The 15707-nt window shown below is 46.3% G+C and carries 11 protein-coding genes, 1 tRNA gene and 2 pseudogenes; all 14 read right to left on the bottom strand.

All coding sequences use genetic code 11. The annotated features are described in order from the left end of the window. Positions 1 to 80 (bottom strand): annotated as a pseudogene (locus J3U75_RS09300) (elongation factor Tu); the annotation flags it as partial. A gap of 83 nt (positions 81 to 163) precedes the next feature. Then, positions 164 to 2266: an elongation factor G gene (gene fusA / locus J3U75_RS09295; protein WP_100140806.1), complete on the bottom strand. Its 2103-nt coding sequence runs from the start codon at positions 2264 to 2266 to the stop codon at positions 164 to 166. 18 nt (positions 2267 to 2284) lie between these two features. Continuing rightward, positions 2285 to 2755: a 30S ribosomal protein S7 gene (rpsG, locus tag J3U75_RS09290; RefSeq protein WP_025329901.1), complete on the bottom strand. Its 471-nt coding sequence runs from the start codon at positions 2753 to 2755 to the stop codon at positions 2285 to 2287. Positions 2756 to 2847: 92 nt separating this feature from the next. Beyond that, positions 2848 to 3219 (bottom strand): 30S ribosomal protein S12, encoded by a 372-nt coding sequence (rpsL, locus tag J3U75_RS09285; protein WP_025329900.1) that lies wholly within the window; start codon positions 3217 to 3219, stop codon positions 2848 to 2850. A 207-nt stretch (positions 3220 to 3426) separates the two neighbouring features. Further along, a complete protein-coding gene (gene rpoC, locus J3U75_RS09280; RefSeq protein WP_267391672.1) occupies positions 3427 to 7602 on the bottom strand; it encodes a DNA-directed RNA polymerase subunit beta' in 4176 nt (1391 codons plus the stop codon). Between the two features lie 56 nt (positions 7603 to 7658). Next, positions 7659 to 11840, bottom strand: coding sequence for a DNA-directed RNA polymerase subunit beta (gene rpoB / locus J3U75_RS09275; RefSeq protein WP_267391671.1), 4182 nt, complete (start codon positions 11838 to 11840; stop codon positions 7659 to 7661). 187 nt (positions 11841 to 12027) lie between these two features. After that, on the bottom strand, positions 12028 to 12402 hold the full coding sequence (rplL, locus tag J3U75_RS09270; protein WP_100140809.1) for a 50S ribosomal protein L7/L12: 375 nt from the start codon (positions 12400 to 12402) through the stop codon (positions 12028 to 12030). Positions 12403 to 12456: 54 nt separating this feature from the next. Beyond that, a complete protein-coding gene (gene rplJ, locus J3U75_RS09265; RefSeq protein ID WP_267391670.1) occupies positions 12457 to 12957 on the bottom strand; it encodes a 50S ribosomal protein L10 in 501 nt (166 codons plus the stop codon). Between the two features lie 280 nt (positions 12958 to 13237). Beyond that, positions 13238 to 13933 carry a 50S ribosomal protein L1 gene (rplA, locus tag J3U75_RS09260; RefSeq protein ID WP_100140811.1) on the bottom strand — a complete coding sequence of 232 codons (696 nt, stop codon included), beginning with the start codon at positions 13931 to 13933 and terminating at the stop codon, positions 13238 to 13240. Further along, complete coding sequence (gene rplK / locus J3U75_RS09255; protein ID WP_037406890.1) at positions 13934 to 14365, bottom strand: 50S ribosomal protein L11; 432 nt, start codon at positions 14363 to 14365, stop codon at positions 13934 to 13936. A gap of 126 nt (positions 14366 to 14491) precedes the next feature. After that, positions 14492 to 15025 carry a transcription termination/antitermination protein NusG gene (nusG, locus tag J3U75_RS09250; RefSeq protein ID WP_100140812.1) on the bottom strand — a complete coding sequence of 178 codons (534 nt, stop codon included), beginning with the start codon at positions 15023 to 15025 and terminating at the stop codon, positions 14492 to 14494. A gap of 2 nt (positions 15026 to 15027) precedes the next feature. Further along, positions 15028 to 15480 carry a preprotein translocase subunit SecE gene (secE, locus tag J3U75_RS09245; RefSeq protein ID WP_100140813.1) on the bottom strand — a complete coding sequence of 151 codons (453 nt, stop codon included), beginning with the start codon at positions 15478 to 15480 and terminating at the stop codon, positions 15028 to 15030. A gap of 62 nt (positions 15481 to 15542) precedes the next feature. Further along, positions 15543 to 15618, bottom strand: a tRNA-Trp gene (locus J3U75_RS09240). Between the two features lie 8 nt (positions 15619 to 15626). Further along, positions 15627 to 15707: pseudogene (locus J3U75_RS09235) on the bottom strand (elongation factor Tu); the annotation flags it as partial.

The raw sequence follows: 15707 nt of genomic DNA, 5'->3' as shown, positions 1-15707 counted from the left end.
GTGGTTTTACCATGGTCAACGTGACCAATGGTGCCAACGTTTACGTGCGGTTTGCTCCGCTCGAATTTTTCTTTAGCCATGAGCTAAGTTTCCTTGAATAAAGATCAATTAAAGAACGATGATAACCTAAAAGCGTCATGCTTCTAGGTTATCTATAAACACTTTAGCCTTTACGAGCAGCAATGACTTGCTCAGCTACATTGTTAGGCGCTTCAGCGTATTTTTTGAATTCCATGGAGTATGTGGCGCGACCTTGGGTAGCGGAACGCAGATCGGTTGAGTAACCGAACATTTCTGCCAATGGTACTTCGGCACGAACTTTCTTGCCGCCGATACCATCATCATCCATACCCAGTACGATACCACGGCGACGATTCAGGTCACCCATCACATCACCCATGTAGTCTTCCGGTGTTTCTACTTCAACCGCCATAATTGGCTCCAGTAATACTGGAGAAGCCTTACGCATACCGTCTTTGAATGCCATAGAACCGGCTAATTCAAATGCGATTTGTGAAGAGTCTACATCATGGTAAGAACCGAATGTTAGACGTACACGAATATCCACTACTGGATAGCCAGCCAAAATACCGTTGGTCATGGTATCACGGATACCTTTATCCACAGACGGGATGAATTCGCGTGGAATCACACCACCTTTAATCTCGTCGATGAATTCGTAGTTCACACCACCTGGTTCCAGAGGTTCCATGGTGATTACTACGTGACCATACTGACCTTTACCACCAGACTGTTTCACGTATTTAGCTTCGGATTCCACTGATTTACGAATGGTTTCACGATAAGCCACTTGTGGAGCACCCACATTGGCTTCTACGCCGAATTCGCGTTTCATACGGTCAACAATAATTTCCAGATGCAATTCACCCATACCGGAAATAATGGTCTGACCAGATTCTTCGTCAGTTTTCACGCGGAAAGACGGGTCTTCTTTAGCCAAACGGTTCAGAGCCAGACCCATTTTTTCCTGGTCAGCTTTGGTTTTCGGTTCAACAGCAACGTGAATTACAGGTTCTGGGAATTCCATGCGTTCCAAAATAATCGGCGCATCAGTATCACACAGAGTTTCACCGGTAGTCACATCTTTCAGACCAATCACCGCAGCAATGTCGCCGGCACGAACTTCTTCGATTTCATCGCGGTCGTTCGCTTTCATCTGTACCAGACGACCAATACGTTCTTTGGTGCCTTTCACCGAATTCACTACGGTATCACCGGATTTTACTACGCCGGAATACACACGGATGAAAGTCAGCTGACCAACGTATTTGTCGTTCATCAGCTTGAACGCCAATGCAGAGAATTTCTCATCATCACTGGCTTTACGGCTGTCTTTTTCACCGTCAGGTGTTTCACCTGCAACGGGTGGAATGTCCGTCGGGCTAGGCAGATATTCAACCACAGCGTCCAGCAAACGTTGTACACCCTTGTTCTTAAACGCAGAACCACACAATACTGGCTGAATTTCGCCAGCCAGTGTACGTGCACGCAGTGCAGCAACAATTTCTTCCTCGCTCAGCTCTTCGCCGCCAAGGTATTTTTCCATCAGTTCTTCGTTGGCTTCAGCCGCAGCTTCAACCATTTTTTCGCGCCATTCTTCAGCTACGTCTTTCAGATCAGCCGGAATATCCGCATACTCAAATTTCAGACCCTGAGTAGCATCATCCCATACGATAGCTTGCATTTTCAGCAAATCAACTACGCCTTCAAAGCCATCTTCAGCACCCACCGGAATCACAACCGGTACTGGATTGGCGCGCAGACGGGTTTGCATCTGTTCTACCACGCGGAAGAAGTTAGCGCCCTGACGGTCCATTTTGTTGACGAAAGCCAGACGAGGCACTTTGTATTTATTGGCTTGGCGCCATACGGTTTCAGACTGAGGCTGTACACCACCTACAGCACAGTAAACCATAACTGCACCGTCCAGTACACGCATAGAACGCTCTACCTCAACGGTAAAATCTACGTGCCCCGGGGTATCAATAATATTTAGACGATGTTCTTTAAACTGGCCAGCCATACCTTTCCAGAAAGTAGTTACAGCAGCCGAGGTAATGGTAATACCGCGTTCCTGTTCCTGTTCCATCCAGTCAGTAGTGGCCGCACCGTCATGCACCTCACCCAGTTTGTGAGTCATGCCGGTGTAGAACAGAATACGTTCTGAAGTGGTGGTTTTACCAGCATCAATATGTGCAGAAATACCGATATTACGGTATTGCTCAATAGGGGTTTTACGAGCCACGATAATTGCCTTTCTGCATTAGAAGCGGAAGTGAGAGAAGGCTTTGTTGGCTTCGGCCATACGATGTACTTCCTCACGTTTTTTCAATGCACCGCCGCGGCCTTCTGCCGCATCAATCAATTCACCAGCCAGACGCAAATCCATGGATTTTTCGCCGCGTTTACGAGCCGCATCACGTACCCAGCGCATGGCCAGAGCCAGACGGCGGGCAGGACGAACCTCAACAGGAACTTGATAGTTTGCACCACCGACACGACGGCTTTTTACTTCTACAACCGGTTTGGCGTTGGCAATGGCTTCGTTAAACACTTCAATGGCTTCTTTGCCGGTTTTCTTTTCAATCTGTTCCAGCGCACCATATACAATGCGTTCAGCCACAGATTTTTTACCGTCAATCATCAGCACATTCATGAATTTGGATAATTCGATACTGCCGAATTTCGGATCTGGCAATATGTCACGTTTCGGGACTTCTCTACGTCTTGGCATTTCAATTTCCTTAAACTATTCAGCTGGGATTCACCCACGAATATTTATGTAAATATTCACTTACTCGACAGTTTTCCTGCCGATGCGTCCAATTATTTAGGACGTTTAGCACCGTATTTAGAACGGGACTGTTTGCGGTCTTTAACACCTGCAGTGTCCAGAGAACCACGTACGGTGTGATAACGCACACCCGGCAAGTCTTTTACACGACCACCGCGAATCAGTACTACGCTGTGTTCTTGCAGGTTGTGGCCTTCACCACCGATGTATGAAATCACTTCATATCCGTTGGTCAGACGCACTTTGCATACTTTACGCAGAGCTGAGTTAGGTTTTTTAGGGGTGGTGGTGTATACACGGGTGCATACGCCACGTTTCTGAGGGCAAGCCTCCAGAGCAGGTACTTTGTTGACGTAAACCGGAGCCTGACGTCCTTTGCGTACCAATTGGTTGATAGTAGGCATATTTTCTCTTTATCCTGTTGAGTCAATACATGCCGACACCATGCCGGCAAAGCTGCTATTTTAACACTTCATTTATTACCCAGTCAAGATAATCAAGCTACCGTGCCAATATATCTGCTGGAAAAACAATCATATAAAACCATAAACATAAAACAAACCGCTGAAAATTTTTCAGCGGTTTGTTTTAGCTTTCAGCAGCAATTTTGGTTACTCACCTTTATCTGCCGCTTCAGCCGCCACTTGCTCCTGCCATTTCTGGCGACGGCTACGGTGATAAGTCAGACCGGTACCGGCCGGAATCAAACGACCCACAATTACGTTTTCTTTCAGACCACGTAAATCATCACGTTTACCCATGATGGCAGCTTCCGTCAGAACTCGGGTAGTCTCCTGGAAGGAAGCAGCAGAGATAAATGAATCAGTAGACAACGATGCTTTGGTGATACCCAGCAATACGTTATCGAAACGCACCGGTTCTTTACCTTCTGCCAACAATTTTTCGTTGGCAATCATCACATCACCACGCTCAACCTGCTCACCAGTAATGAAGTGGCTGTCACCGGCATCAGCAATGTTCACACGACGCAGCATCTGGCGAATAATCACTTCGATGTGTTTGTCGGAAATCTTCACACCCTGCAGGCGATATACTTCCTGTACTTCCTGTACGATGTAGCGCGCCAGCGCTTCAATACCCTGCAAACGCAGAATATCGTGTGGATCTACCGCACCATCAACAATGACTTCACCACGATTCACCACCTGACCATCGTGTACCAATACCTGTTTTTCTTTGGAAATCAGGGTTTCGTACGCCACACCATCTGCATCCGTGATAATCAGACGCTGTTTGCCTTTGGTTTCCTTACCAAAGGATACGGTACCGGTTACCTCAGCCAGCATGCCAACATCTTTCGGGGTGCGCGCCTCGAACAACTCGGCCACACGCGGCAGACCACCGGTAATATCACGGGTTTTAGACGAAGCCTGCGGAATACGCGCCAGCACATCACCTTTACCGACTTCCTGTCCTTCACGCACGGTAATCACCGCACCTACCGGGAAGGCCATGGAAACCGCAGTTTCACTACCAGCCATGCGAATTTCTTCGCCTTTTTCATCCAATAGCTTAACGGTTGGACGCAGTAGCTTAGACTGGGTAGAAGAACGACGTTTACCATCAATCACCACCAGTGTAGACAAACCAGTTACATCATCGGTCTGTTTGGCCACAGTTACGCCTTCTTCGATATTTTCGAAGCGTACACGACCGGCAAATTCAGTAATCATCGGACGGGTATGCGGATCCCATGTAGCCAGGGTCTGACCAGCTTTAACTACGCCGCCATCTTTGACCTGCAACAGTGCACCGTAAGGTACTTTATGGCGCTCACGCTCACGACCGATATCATCATGAATCACGATTTCGGATGAACGACCAATAACAACCAGTTCACCTTTATTGTTGGCTACGTAGCGCATCTGGCTTGAGAAACGTACAGTACCGCCGGATTTGGCTTCTACCTGGCTGGCTGCAGCAGCTCGAGATGCCGCACCACCAATGTGGAAGGTACGCATGGTCAGCTGGGTACCCGGTTCACCAATGGATTGCGCCGCAATCACACCGACAGATTCACCGGCATTCACGAGTTTACCGCGTGCCAGATCTCGACCATAACATTTGGCACACAAGCCATGGCGAGTTTTACAGGTAATCGGTGTGCGCACTTTGACTTCATCGACACCGGAATTATCGATTAAATCAACCAGACTTTCGTTCAATAACGTTCCGGCTTCGACTAGCGTTTCGCCACTGGTCGGATCCACAACATCTTCAGCAGTAACACGTCCTAGAACGCGGTCACGCAGGGATTCAATAATATCACCACCCTGCACCACAGCTTTCATCACAAAACCATCACTGGTTCCACAATCATCTTCAACCACCACCAAATCTTGAGTCACGTCGACCAGACGGCGAGTCAGATAACCAGAGTTAGCGGTTTTCAGCGCCGTATCAGCCAGACCCTTACGCGCACCGTGGGTAGAAATAAAGTACTGTAATACGGTCAGGCCTTCGCGGAAGTTGGATGTAATCGGCGTTTCAATAATGGAACCATCTGGTTTCGCCATCAAACCACGCATACCAGATAGCTGTTTAATCTGCGCCGCAGAACCACGGGCACCAGAGTCAGCCATCATGTAGATGGAGTTGAAGGATTCCTGATCAACCAAATTGCCGTCACGGTCAACCACTTTCTGGGTAGACAGATTATCCATCATCGCTTTGGCGATCTTATCACCGGTACGACCCCAGATATCGACAACTTTGTTGTAACGTTCGCCGTTGGTAACCAAACCCTGACGGTACTGGTCTTCAATCTCTTTCACTTCGGCATTGGCTTCAGCCAGCAACTGTGGTTTGCTTTCTGGCACCAGCATGTCATCTACACAGATGGAGATACCAGCACGAGTAGAGAACGCATAACCGGTATACATCAAATGGTCAGCAAAGATGACAGTATCGCGCAAGCCACAGCGACGGAACGAAGCATTAATCAGCTTAGAAATTTCTTTTTTCTTCAGCGTTTTGTTAATGTGTTCGAACGACAGGCCTTTAGGCAAAATTTCTGACAGCAACGCACGACCAACGGTGGTTTCGTAGCGATTTACCACGGGCACAAACTCATCCTGACCGTTTTTCACCCATTCGCGCAGACGAACGGTAATTTTGGTTCCGAGCTCAACCTGACGGGTCTGATAAGCACGATGAACTTCTTTCACATCGGCAAAAAGGCTACCTTCACCTTTGCCGTTAATTTTGTCGCGGGTCATGTAGTACAGACCCAAGACGATATCCTGTGACGGGACAATAATCGGGTCACCATTGGCTGGTGACAACACGTTATTAGAAGCCAGCATCAGAGTGCGTGCTTCCATTTGCGCTTCCAGACTCAATGGTACGTGTACCGCCATCTGGTCACCGTCAAAGTCAGCATTGAACGCAGTACAAACCAATGGATGCAGCTGGATAGCCTTACCTTCAATCAGAATCGGTTCAAACGCCTGAATACCCAGACGGTGCAAGGTTGGTGCACGGTTAAGCAATATTGGATGTTCACGAATCACATCTTCGAGAATATCCCATACAATCGGTTCTTCCTGTTCCACCATCTTTTTGGCTTTTTTGATGGTAGTGACAGTTGGGTCAAGTTGTTCCAGTTTGTGGAAAATAAATGGTTTGAACAGCTCCAAAGCCATTTTTTTCGGCAGACCACACTGGTGTAGACGCAGGTACGGACCTACTGTAATTACAGAACGGCCGGAATAATCCACACGTTTACCCAGCAAGTTTTGACGGAAACGACCGCCCTTACCTTTAATCATGTCGGCCAGTGATTTCAACGGACGCTTATTGGCTCCGGTCATGGCTTTACCACGACGACCATTATCCAATAGTGAATCAACCGCTTCTTGCAGCATACGTTTTTCATTGCGTACGATGATGTCTGGTGCACGCAATTCAAGCAAACGTTTCAAACGGTTATTACGGTTGATGACACGGCGATACAGATCATTCAAGTCAGAAGTAGCAAAACGACCACCATCCAGCGGTACCAGCGGACGCAGATCCGGTGGCAATACCGGCAACACGTCCATAATCATCCATTCCAGCTTCATGCCGGAACGCTGGAAGGCTTCCAGTACTTTCAAACGTTTAGCGATTTTTTTGATTTTGGTATCAGAACTGGTGGATTCCAGTTCCTGCCGTAATACCGTCACTTCATGCGCAATATCCATAGCGCGCAACAGGTCACGGATACCTTCAGCACCCATTTTGGCTTCGAAATCACCGCCAAACTCTTCATATTTGCTGATGTACTCTTCTTCACTGAGCAGTTGACGCGGTTGCAATGAAGTCAAGCCCGGGTCTGTAACCACATAAGCTTCAAAATACAGAATGCGTTCAATATCACGCAACGTCATATCCAGCACCATGCCCAAGCGGGATGGCAACGATTTCAGAAACCAGATATGCGCTACGGGTGCAGCCAATTCGATATGTCCCATGCGCTCGCGACGCACTTTGGACAAGGTTACTTCCACGCCACATTTTTCACAGGTTACCCCGCGGAATTTCAACCGTTTGTATTTACCACACAAACACTCATAATCTTTGATCGGGCCGAAAATTTTGGCACAGAAGAGACCATCACGTTCTGGCTTGAACGTACGGTAGTTAATCGTTTCCGGCTTTTTCACTTCACCGTACGACCAAGAACGAATGGTATCCGGCGATGCAATACCGATTTTGATCGCGTCAAATTCTTCTTCGGCACTGGCATTTTGCAGCGGATTAAATAAGTCTGATAAAGCTTTCATATTTGCTCCTGACGATGCCGCATGCAGTAGCAGCTACTGCATGCGACCGGTGTCGGTTAATAACGTTCCAAATCCATATCCAAGCCCAAAGAGCGAATTTCCTTCAACAACACATTGAAAGATTCCGGCATACCGGCATCGATTTTGTATTCGCCTTTAACAATGTTTTCGTACATTTTGGTGCGACCATTCACGTCATCTGATTTCACAGTTAACATTTCCTGCAGGGTATAAGCGGCACCATAAGCTTCCAGTGCCCATACCTCCATCTCACCAAAACGCTGACCACCAAACTGAGCTTTACCACCCAGCGGCTGTTGTGTCACCAGACTGTACGGACCAGTTGAACGGGCATGCATTTTTTCATCCACCAAATGGTGCAGTTTGAGGTAATGCATCACACCCACGGTGACCTTACGGTCAAAAGCTTCACCAGTACGACCATCGTACAGGGTCATCTGCGTGCGGGTATCGTTAAAGCCCAGTTTCTGGATTTCCGGATCGTCTTCAGGATAGGCCAGTGCCAGCATGTTTTTGATTTCGGATTCTTCCGCACCATCAAATACAGGGGTGGCTACAGTCATCCCTTTACGCAGATGTTGAGCCAGATTGATGATTTCTTCATCATTAAACTGAGACAAATCTTCTTTCTTACCACTGCTGTTGTATACCTTCTCAAGGAAAGCACGAACTTCATCAGCAGCACGTTTTTCGGTCAGCATGCGGTCGATGCGTTCACCGATACCTTTGGCAGCCCAACCTAAATGCACTTCCAGAATCTGACCAATGTTCATACGGCTTGGTACACCCAGTGGATTCAGCACAATGTCCACTGAACGGCCGTCAGCCATATACGGCATGTCTTCAACTGGCAGAATGCGAGATACCACACCTTTATTACCGTGACGACCGGCCATCTTGTCACCAGCTTTCAGGCGGCGTTTGATGGCGATAAATACCTTAACCATCTTCTGCACACCCGGTTGCAGTTCATCACCTTGCGTCAGTTTTTTCTTCTTGATTTCGTATTGGGCATCTGATTCTTCGTGTTTGGCCTGCAAACTTTCTTTAATCAGTTCTACCTGTTTGGCGATGCTTTCATCGCTTAGACGAATATCAAACCAGTCATGGCGACTAGGCAATGAGGCTAGGTAGTCTTTAGTCACTTCACTACCTTTAGCCAGCTTCAGCGGACCACCATTTACTTTCTGACCCAAAATTAAGCGTTCGATACGGTCAAAAGCATCGTCATTGAAAATACGCAACTGGTCAGTCAGGTTCTGGCGATAGCGTTTGAGCTCAGCATCAATAATGGCTTTAGCACGTTTATCGCGTTCAATGCCTTCACGGGTAAATACCTGCACGTCAATCACGGTACCGCTCATACCGGTAGGCATACGCAGCGAAGTATCTTTAACATCACTGGCTTTTTCACCAAAAATGGCACGCAGCAGTTTTTCTTCTGGTGTCAGCTGGGTTTCACCTTTAGGTGTCACTTTACCCACCAGTACGTCACCGGCTTCGACTTCAGCGCCGATGTACACAATACCGGATTCATCCAGACGATTCTGCATACGTTCGGATAAATTCGGAATATCACGGGTAATTTCTTCAGCACCCAGCTTGGTGTCACGTGATACCACATTCAATTCTTCAATATGAATAGAAGTATAGCGGTCACCAGCTACCACCCGTTCTGAAATCAGAATCGAGTCTTCATAGTTGTAACCATTCCAAGGCATGAAGGCGATGGTCATGTTCTGACCCAGTGCCAATTCGCCCAAATCGGTTGATGCCCCGTCGGCAATCACATCACCACGGGCAATCACGTCGCCTTTCTGTACGGCCGGACGCTGGTTAATGTTGGTTGACTGGTTAGAACGGGTGAATTTCACCAGATTGTAAATATCCACACCCACTTCACCAGCAGTGGCTTCGTCGTCGTTAACGCGTACTACCACACGGTTGGCATCAACGTATTCAACGACACCACCACGGCTGGCGGCAATAGCAGTCGCACTGTCAATCGCAACAGAGCGCTCAATACCGGTACCCACCAATGGTTTTTCTGCCCGCAGACAAGGAACTGCCTGACGTTGCATGTTGGCACCCATCAAGGCACGGTTCGCGTCATCGTGCTCCAGGAATGGAATCAATGAAGCTGCCACGGAAACTACCTGCCCTGTCGCCACGTCCATATATTGTACGCGGTCAGGGGTGGCCATAATGGTTTCACCTTTTTCACGACAGGTAACCAGATCACCAATAATGCGACCTTCATTATCTAAATCAGCATTGGCCTGAGCAATAACAAAACGACCTTCTTCGATAGCAGACAGGTAGTCAATATCATTAGTTACTTTACCATCCACAACGCGACGATAAGGGGTTTCCAAGAAACCGTATTTATTGGTACGCGCATAGACAGCCAGAGAGTTAATCAAGCCAATGTTCGGACCTTCCGGTGTTTCAATCGGACACACGCGGCCATAATGAGTCGGATGTACGTCACGTACTTCAAAGCCGGCACGTTCACGCGTCAGACCACCCGGACCCAGTGCAGAAACACGGCGCTTATGCGTAATTTCAGACAGTGGATTGGTCTGATCCATAAACTGGGATAACTGGCTGGATCCAAAAAATTCTTTTATCGCAGCAGATACAGGCTTAGCGTTAATCAAATCGTGCGGCATCAGATTTTCGGATTCAGCCTGATTCAAACGCTCTTTTACAGCTCGTTCTACACGTGACAGACCACTGCGAAACTGATTTTCGGCCAGCTCGCCAACGGAGCGCACACGACGATTACCCAGATGATCGATATCATCGACTTCACCATGACCATTGCGCAGTTCAACCAACGTGGCAATGACTGAAACGATATCCGGAACAGTCAGCACATGATTGCCTTCTTTATCGGCATCAGCAAAAGTCTGTGTCATCAGACGGCCATACCAGGATTCTTGTTGTGCTTCCAGCAGTTTCTGCTGATAAGTACGGGTATTGAATTTCATCCGGCCGACACGAGATAAATCATAACTGTCTTCGTTGAAGAACAAACGGTTAAATAATGCTTCAACGGCATCTTCGGTTGGCGGTTCACCAGGCCGCATCATGCGGTAAATGGCAATGCGTGCAGCCTGCTGCCCATCGGTTTCATCCGTACGCAGAGTATTGGATACATAGCCCCCCTGATCCAGATCATTGATATAGAGAGTAGAAATTTCCTTAACTCCTTGAATATCAAACTGAGCCAGTAATTCTTCAGTGATTTCATCGTTGGTTTTGGCTAGCACTTCTCCAGTATCCGGCACGATGACATCTGTAGCCAGCACCTTACCTATCAGGCTTTCTGGTTCAACTTCTAACCATTTAATATCAGCGGCAACAATATCACGAATATTTTTAGCATTGATGCGTTTGCCTTTCTGCACCAATACTTTGCCATCTTTGTCGACTAAATCAAATTTAGCAGTTTCACCTTTTAGACGAGATGGAATCAAATTAGTATGCACGCCATCTTTAGACAGATGGTAGCTTTCACGATCATAGAACATGTTTAGAATCTGTTCTGGCGTGAAACCCAATGCTTTAAGCAAAATCGTTACCGGCATCTTGCGACGACGGTCGATACGGAAATACAGCAGGTCTTTTGGATCGAATTCAAAATCTAACCATGAACCACGGTAAGGAATAATTCGAGCTGAAAACAGTAACTTACCGGACGAATGTGATTTACCACGGTCGTGCTCAAAGAATACCCCAGGCGAACGGTGCAACTGTGACACAATCACACGCTCAGTACCATTGATGATGAACGAACCACTCGGTGTCATCAATGGTATTTCACCCATGTAAACTTCATTTTCACGTACTTCTTTTACGACATTCGGTTTAGATGACTCTTTGTCCAAGATAACTAGACGGATACGAGCTCGTAATGGAGCAGCATAGGTAATACCGCGTAATTGACATTCAGGAATATCAAATAATGGCTCGCCTAAAACATAATGCGTGAATTCAAGACGTGCGTAACCGTTATGACTGATAATCGGAAAAATAGACTGGAATGCCGCCTGAAGACCCATGTCGGCGCGTTGGTCAAAAGGCGTTTCCATCTGCAAAAACTGTGTATAAGAATCCAACTGCGTAGCCAATAAAAACGGCACTTCCAATACATTGGCGCGTTTGGCAAAGCTTTTACGGATGCGTTTTTTTTCAGTAAAAGAGTAGGACATGAACAGTCTCCAGTAGGGAGGTTTGGCAAGTAAGGTTTTATAAATACTCAGGCAATTAGCCAAACTAACAAGGTAAAATTAAGTAAATAATGGCTATTTATGTAAATATTTATAAAATTTCACTTTAGGTAGACAAGCGAAAGCAGGCTGGTAGCCTAAGCTACCAGCCTGTAAAGCACAACTGAAATTACTTAATTTCGACAGAAGCGCCGGCTTCTTCCAGTTGTTTTTTGATATCGTCAGCTTCAGCCTGAGATACACCTTCTTTAAGGGTTTTAGGTGCGCCATCTACCAAGTCTTTAGCTTCTTTCAGACCCAAGCCAGTGATGGCACGAACCACTTTAATCACGCCAACTTTTTGTGCACCAGCAGAAGTCAATACTACATCAAATTCAGTTTTTTCTTCAGCGGCAGCAGCACCACCGGCAGCACCGCCACCAGCAACAGCCAAAGCAGCTGCAGATACACCAAATTTTTCTTCAAAAGCTTTAACCAGGTCGTTCAATTCCATTACGGTCAGGTTACCAACTGCTTCCAGGATGTCTTCTTTAGTAATAGCCATGCTATTAAACTCCAATAATTGAGAATGTAAATTTAAATATATAGAGGATGAAAATTATGCAGCTTCTTCGCCGGTTTTTTTCTCGGCCAAAGCAGCCAGTGCACGGGCAAAGCCAGAAACAGGTGCTTGCATAATACCCAGCAATTTGGCCAGCAATTCGTCGCGGCTCGGTATAGAAGCAAGCTCTGCTACCTGAGCAACGTCCAGCAAGTCACCATTATATGAACCTGCTTTCAATACGATTTTTTCATCTTTTTTTGAGAACTGGTGCAGTACTTTTGCAGCAGCTACCGGGTCTTCAGAAACCGCATAAACCAACGGACCAACCATCTGGTCAGCTAATCCGGCAAATGAAGTACCTTCTACAGCGCGACGAGCCAATGTATTTTTCAATACATGCAGATATACACCTGCTTTACGGGCATTGGCACGCAGTTCGGTCATGCTGGCAACACTGATACCACGATACTCGGCAATAACCATAGTTTGAGCGTTAGCAATGGCTGCTACGATTTCGGCTACGGCTGCTTGCTTGGTTTCAATATTGAGACTCAAGGTCTACCTCCCACTGTTTTTTAAACAGAGTAATACGCGTATTACTCCACCCAGCGCGGCAACCCAAAAAGACATCCGTAAGCACACTTACTTAAGATTATCTGGGACTACCGTCTGCGTAGGGTACATTTTTAAAATCTATACAATTTGCACAGATTCCCTACGGTCTTGGACATCTACTTATTTCTAAGTAGCCCGACATATAAATGCATACCATTTATATGAATTTAGATGGCAGCCTAAAATTGATTCAGACTGCCAATAACTATATATTTACTGCTTAATTAGTTACAGAAGCACTGTCAACACGCAGGCCAGCACCCATAGTGCTAGAAACTGCAATTTTACGCAGATATTGACCTTTAGCTGCTGCCGGTTTAGCTTTTACAATAGCATCTAGCAATGCATTAAAGTTTTCACGCAAATCAGCAGCTTCGAAAGAAGCACGTCCAATAGTAGCATGCACAATACCTGCTTTATCAGTACGATACTGCACCTGACCAGCTTTAGCATTTTTCACTGCTTCGGCCACATTCGGGGTAACAGTACCTACTTTAGGATTCGGCATCAGGCCACGAGGACCTAGAATGGTACCCAGCTGACCAACTACACGCATGGCATCTGGTGAAGCAATTACCACATCAAAATTCAGATTACCCGCTTTAACTTCAGCAGCCAAATCATCAAAGCCTACTACGTCAGCACCAGCTGCCTTAGCTGCTTCAGCATTAGCACCTTGAGTGAATACCGCAACGCGCACGGTTTTACCGGTACCTTTAGGTAATACCACTGAACCACGGATTACCTGATCAGATTTACGAGCATCCACGCCCAGATTAAAGGATACATCAATAGATTCATCAAATTTAGCAGTAGCATTGGCTTTAACCAGATTCAATGCTTCATCAATGGCGTACAATTTGTTGGTTTCTACAGCAGCACGGATAGCCTGCATACGTTTAGAAAGTTTTGCCATTTACACACCCTCCACATCTAAACCCATTGAACGGGCGCTACCAGCGATGGTGCGTACCGCTGCGTCCAAATCAGCAGCAGTTAAATCAGGTTCTTTAGCCTTAGCAATTTCTTCCAGCTGAGCACGAGTTACCTTACCCACTTTTTGTGTTAGAGGGTTAGAGCTGCCTTTTTGCAATCCAGCTGCTTTTTTCAGCAAAATAGATGCCGGCGGGGTTTTCATCACGAAGGTAAATGATTTATCTGCAAAAGCAGTAATCACTACCGGAACCGGCAAGCCAGGTTCTACATTCTGCGTAGCTGCATTGAATGCTTTACAGAATTCCATGATATTCAGGCCGCGCTGACCCAAAGCCGGGCCAACCGGAGGAGATGGATTGGCTTTACCTGCAGGAATCTGCAGTTTGATGTAGCCTACAATTTTTTTTGCCACTTGTTTAAACTCCAAATAAACGGGTATGACGCAGTTAATACTGCTCCCCAAAAGCAAGACCCGTGATTATAAAGAAAATTTCTTTCCCTTACAAGCACAGGTTTATTCGTGTTGTATTTTTTACAGTTAAATTTTTTCTACTTGAGAAAATTCCAATTCTACTGGTGTTTCACGACCGAATATCTGTACAGCAACGCGCAATTTATTGCGTTCGTAATTAACTTCTTCGACGACACCATTAAAGTCTTTAAATGGACCTTCATTGACGCGTACCTGCTGACCCACATCAAATAAAACTTTAGGTTTCGGTTTTTCTACACCACTTTGTACCTGATGGAGAATAGCATCAACTTCGCGAGCAGATATAGGCAAAGGTTTATTAGCGGTACCACCAATAAATCCAGTAACGCGCGGGGTATTTTTGACCAGATGCCATGAAGCATCAGTCATGTCCATTTCGACCAGAACGTAACCAGGGAAAAATTTACGCTCAGTAATACTGCGGCGCCCATTTTTTATATCTACTACCTCTTCAACCGGCACCAGTATCTGACCAAAATAATCACCCATTCCTTCACGTTCTATCCGTTCTTTCAGGGTTTTCTGAACATTTTTTTCAAAACCGGAATAAGCGTGTACTACATACCACTGTTTTGCCATGTTTAACTCCTCTTCATAAAGATGTCGAACAACAACCATGAAATCAGGCTGTCAACACCCCAAATAAATAAAGACAAGACAGCTACAAATATCAGTACAAACAGGGTCATGCGCAATGCTTCATTGCGCTCAGGCCATACTACTTTTCTGGCTTCTGACACACAATCGCGCACATAGGCAGTCAGTTCACGACCGCCCGTACTCCAGAAAAATACGATTACAATGGCCGCTACTACGCCGATTAAAGGAAATAAATAACGAATGTAAAGCGGTAATTGCGCATCCAAAGTATAGAATGCCAGAATACCTGCAGCAATCAGTATGGCTGAAAAGGTGTATTTAAGAAAATCAAAACGTTTATTACGCTTGATTTCCAGTTGCTGTTGTTGCTTAGCTTCAGCTTTTAATTGTGCTTTGGTTTTGGCTCCCACATCTTTCGATGTTTTGTTGTCCATACAACCACCTTTTTATTAATACAAAAAAGACTAACCGACCTATGGCCGATTAGTCTGTTTTTTGGCAGGCCAGGAGGGTCTCGAACCCCCAACCCTCGGTTTTGGAGACCGATACTCTACCAATTGAGCTACTGGCCTACAAAACTTTAAGCGATAACTTTAGCAACCACACCGGCACCAACTGTTCGGCCACCTTCACGAATCGCAAAGCGCAAGCCTTCTTCCAT

The sequence above is a fragment of the Snodgrassella sp. B3088 genome (genome assembly GCF_026535815.1).
Taxonomy (GTDB): domain Bacteria; phylum Pseudomonadota; class Gammaproteobacteria; order Burkholderiales; family Neisseriaceae; genus Snodgrassella; species Snodgrassella alvi_E.
This window is presented reverse-complemented; position numbering and strand designations above follow the sequence as displayed.